This window comes from Pseudomonas sp. NPDC087598 (genome assembly GCF_044743525.1).
Lineage (GTDB): Bacteria > Pseudomonadota > Gammaproteobacteria > Pseudomonadales > Pseudomonadaceae > Aquipseudomonas.
This window is the reverse complement of sequence record NZ_JBIUWQ010000042.1, coordinates 40180-44410: the sequence shown is the minus strand read 5'-3', so window position 1 is coordinate 44410 and position 4231 is coordinate 40180. Positions and strand designations below refer to the sequence as shown.

3 protein-coding genes are annotated in these 4231 nt (G+C 59.6%); 1 reads left to right on the top strand and 2 read right to left on the bottom strand.

From position 1 onward, the window contains the following. Positions 1-109: HU family DNA-binding protein (locus ACIOWE_RS21050; RefSeq protein WP_401395391.1), on the top strand; the 109-nt coding region annotated here is incomplete at its 5' end. Between the two features lie 191 nt (positions 110-300). On the opposite strand, the gene rlmF is transcribed toward ACIOWE_RS21050, so the two are convergent. Both rlmF and ACIOWE_RS21040 read right to left on the bottom strand, forming a co-directional pair. After that, on the bottom strand, positions 301-1320 hold the full coding sequence (gene rlmF / locus ACIOWE_RS21045; protein ID WP_401395362.1) for a 23S rRNA (adenine(1618)-N(6))-methyltransferase RlmF: 1020 nt from the start codon (positions 1318-1320) through the stop codon (positions 301-303). A gap of 232 nt (positions 1321-1552) precedes the next feature. Beyond that, positions 1553-4231: valine--tRNA ligase (locus ACIOWE_RS21040; RefSeq protein WP_401395359.1), on the bottom strand; the 2679-nt coding region annotated here is incomplete at its 5' end.

Sequence of the window (4231 nt, the reverse complement as noted above, 5' to 3'; positions counted from 1 at the left end):
TGCCCGCACTGGCATTAACCCTTCGACTGGCGCTGCCATCGAAATCCCTGCAAAGAAAGTGATCAAGCTGGTTGTGGCCAAAGGCCTGACCGACGCTGTGAACAAGTAAGACGCAGCGATAAAAAAACCGTGCTCCGGAGTGATCCGGGCACGGTTTTTTTGTGCCTGCGATTTGGCGTTGCACGCTAAACCTTTGTAGGAGCGAGCCTGCTCGCGAAAGCGGTGGGTCAGTCACCTTGAATGTCGACTGATATATCGCTATCGCGAGCAGGCTCGCTCCCACATGGGATCAGCAGTGTCTTAGCGGGTCCAGCGCTCGCGGCGCCAGATCTGCTGTTCGGACTTGGTCTGGAAGGTCCAGGCGACGAAACGGCTCTGTTTCTGTCCCTGCGACATCTCCACGACCTGGCTTTCCAGCACGCCGGCCTTTTTCAGTGTGGTTTCGATAGCCGGCAGGTTCGAAGCTTTCGACACCAGGGTGCTGAACCACAGCACTTTGTGCTGGAAATTCGCGCTCTCGGCGATCAATTGCGTCACGAAACGTGCTTCGCCACCTTCACACCACAACTCGGCCGACTGCCCACCGAAGTTCAGTACCGGCAGCTTGCGTTTCGGATCAGCCTTGCCCAAGGCGCGCCATTTGCGCTCGCTGCCCTTGGTCGCTTCGTCCATCGAGGCGTGAAACGGCGGGTTGCACATGGTCAGGTCAAAGCGCTCGCCCGGTTCCAACAGACCAATCAAGATGTGCTTGCGGTTCTCCTGCTGGCGCAGCTTGATGACCTTGTTCAGATCGTTGGACTGGACGATGGCCGTGGCAGCCGCAACGGCCGTCGGGTCGATCTCCGAGCCGAGGAAGTGCCAGCGGTACTCGCTGTTTCCGATCAGCGGATAAACGCAGTTGGCGCCCATGCCGATGTCCAGCACGTTGACGATAGCGCCACGCGGCACCTTGCCGTCATTCATGCTGGCCAGCAGGTCAGCGAGGAAGTGCACGTAATCGGCACGGCCCGGGACCGGTGGGCAGAGATAATCGGCCGGAATGTCCCAATGCTGAATGCCATAAAACGACTTGAGCAGCGCCCGGTTGAACACCCGTACCGCGTCCGGGCTGGCGAAGTCGATGCTTTCCTTGCCGTACGGATTGATGATCACGAACTTCGCCAGTTCTGGCGTGGTCTTGATCAGCGCCGGGAAGTCGTAACGACCCTGATGGCGATTGCGCGGGTGCAGGCTAGCCTTTTCACGCGGTTCAACGGCTTTGGCCGGGGTCGCGGAGTCAGGCTTCTTGCGCGCAGGTTTCGGTGTGCGGGGGGCGTTCATGGGCGTGGTCGATTCGGGTATGGCTGAAAGTGGCGGGTATTGTCCCACATCTAAGGGCAACTCCGACCAATTGTAGGAGTGAGCCTGCTCGCGATGACGGATTATCAGTCAAAAAATCAGCTGACTGATCCGCCGCTATCGCGAGCAGGCTCACTCCTACAGGGAATTTGTGGTGTGGCAAGCATAAAAAAGGGAGGCCACTCGGGCCTCCCTTTTTCATTGCGGTTTACCGTTACAGGCTGGAAATCCGCGCGTGCTGCTCGGCCAGTTTGCTCAGGGCCTGTTCAGCCTCGGCCAGTTTGGCGCGCTCCTTCTCGATGACTTCGGCCGGGGCCTTGTCTACGAAACCGGCGTTGGACAGTTTGCCGCCAACACGCTGGACTTCACCCTGCAGACGCAGAATTTCCTTGTCCAGACGCGCCAGCTCGGCACCCTTGTCGATCAGACCGGCCATTGGCACCAGCACTTCCATCTCGCCGACCAGGGCGGTGGCGGACAACGGCGCTTCTTCGCCAGCCTTCAGAACGGTGATCGATTCCAGACGCGCCAGTTTCTTCAACAGCGCTTCGTTCTCGGTCAGGCGACGCTGGTCTTCAGCGCTGACGTTCTTCAGATAGATCGGCAGTGGCTTGCCCGGGCCGATGTTCATTTCGCCACGGATGTTGCGCGTGCCGAGCATCAGCTCCTTGAGCCATTCGATGTCGTTTTCGGCGGCCGGATCGATGCGCTCTTCGTTGGCCACTGGCCAAGGTTGCAGCATGATCGTCTTGCCCTGAATGCCGGCCAGCGGCGCGATGCGCTGCCAGATTTCTTCAGTGATGAACGGCATGAACGGATGCGCCAGACGCAGCGCCACTTCCAGTACGCGAACCAGCGTGCGACGGGTACCACGCTGACGTTCGATCGGCGCGTTTTCGTCCCACAGCACAGGCTTGGACAATTCCAGGTACCAGTCGCAGTACTGGTTCCAGATGAACTCGTACAGCGCTTGTGCGGCGAGGTCGAAACGGAACTGATCGAGTTGACGGGTCACTTCGGCTTCGGTGCGTTGTAGCTGCGAGATGATCCAGCGATCCGCCAGCGACAGCTCGTAGGCTTCGCCGTTCTGGCCGCAATCTTCGCCCTTGTCCAGAACATAACGCGCGGCGTTCCAGATCTTGTTGCAGAAGTTGCGATAGCCTTCAACGCGGCCCATGTCGAACTTGATGTCGCGACCGGTCGAGGCCAGCGAGCAGAAGGTGAAGCGCAGGGCATCGGTGCCGTAGCTGGCGATGCCGTCGGCGAACTCGTCGCGGGTCTGCTTCTCGATCTTCTTCGCCAGTTTCGGCTGCATCAGGCCGGAGGTGCGCTTCTGCACCAGCTCTTCCAGTTCGATACCGTCGATGATGTCCAGCGGGTCAAGGACGTTGCCCTTGGACTTGGACATCTTCTGACCCTGGCCATCGCGTACCAGACCGTGCACATAAACGGTCTTGAACGGAACCTGCGGCGTGCCGTCCTCGTTCTTGATCAGGTGCATCGTCAGCATGATCATCCGGGCAACCCAGAAGAAAATGATGTCGAAACCGGTGACCAGAACGTCCGTGGAGTGGAATTTTTTCAGGAATTCGGTTTTTTCCGGCCAGCCGAGGGTGGAGAACGTCCACAGACCCGAACTGAACCAGGTGTCGAGTACGTCGTTGTCCTGTTGCAGCGCAACGTCCGGGCCGAGGTTGTGCTTGGCACGTACTTCGGCTTCATCGCGGCCGACGTAGACCTTGCCCGACTCGTCGTACCAGGCCGGAATCCGGTGGCCCCACCATAGCTGACGGCTGATGCACCAATCCTGGATATCGCGCATCCACGAGAAGTACATGTTTTCGTACTGCTTCGGCACGAACTGGATGCGGCCGTCTTCAACGGCGGCAATCGCAGGCTCGGCCAATGGCTTGGTGGAAACGTACCACTGGTCGGTCAGCCACGGCTCGATGATGGTGCCGGAGCGGTCGCCCTTCGGCACTTTCAGCGCGTGATCGTTGACGCTGACCAGCAGGCCGGCGGCATCGAAGGCCGCGACGATTTGCTTGCGCGCTTCGAAACGCTCAAGGCCGGCGAACTCGGCCGGGATCTTGCCGTCGATGCTCTCGTTCAGCGTGCCGTCGAGGTTGAACACCTGAGCGGCTGGCAGCACGTTGGCGTTCTTGTCGAAGATGTTCATCAGCGGCAGGTTGTGACGCTTGCCGACTTCGTAGTCGTTGAAATCGTGGGCCGGGGTGATTTTCACGCAACCGGTGCCGAATTCTGGATCGCAGTAATCGTCGGCGATGATCGGGATGCGGCGGCCGACCAGCGGCAGCTCGACAAATTTGCCGATCAGGGCTTTGTAGCGCTCATCGTTCGGGTTAACCGCGACGGCGGAGTCGCCGAGCATGGTTTCCGGACGAGTGGTCGCGACGATCAGGTAATCGTTGCCTTCAGCGGTTTTCGCGCCGTCAGCCAAGGGGTACTTCAGGTTCCACAGGAAACCTTTCTCGTCGTGGTTTTCCACTTCGAGGTCGGAAATCGCCGTGTGCAGTTTGGTGTCCCAGTTGACCAGACGTTTGCCGCGATAGATCAGGCCGTCTTCGTGCAGGCGCACGAACGCTTCTTTAACGGCTTCCGAGAGGCCGTCGTCCATGGTAAAGCGCTCGCGGCTCCAGTCGACGGACGAGCCGAGGCGACGGATCTGACGGCTGATGTTGCCGCCCGATTGATCCTTCCACTCCCAGACTTTCTCGAGGAATTTCTCGCGGCCCAGATCGTGGCGATTCTGGCCTTGAGCTTCGAGTTGACGCTCCACCAGCATCTGCGTGGCGATACCGGCGTGGTCGGTGCCCGGCTGCCACAGGGTGTTGCGACCCTGCATGCGGCGGAAACGGATCAGGGCGTCCAT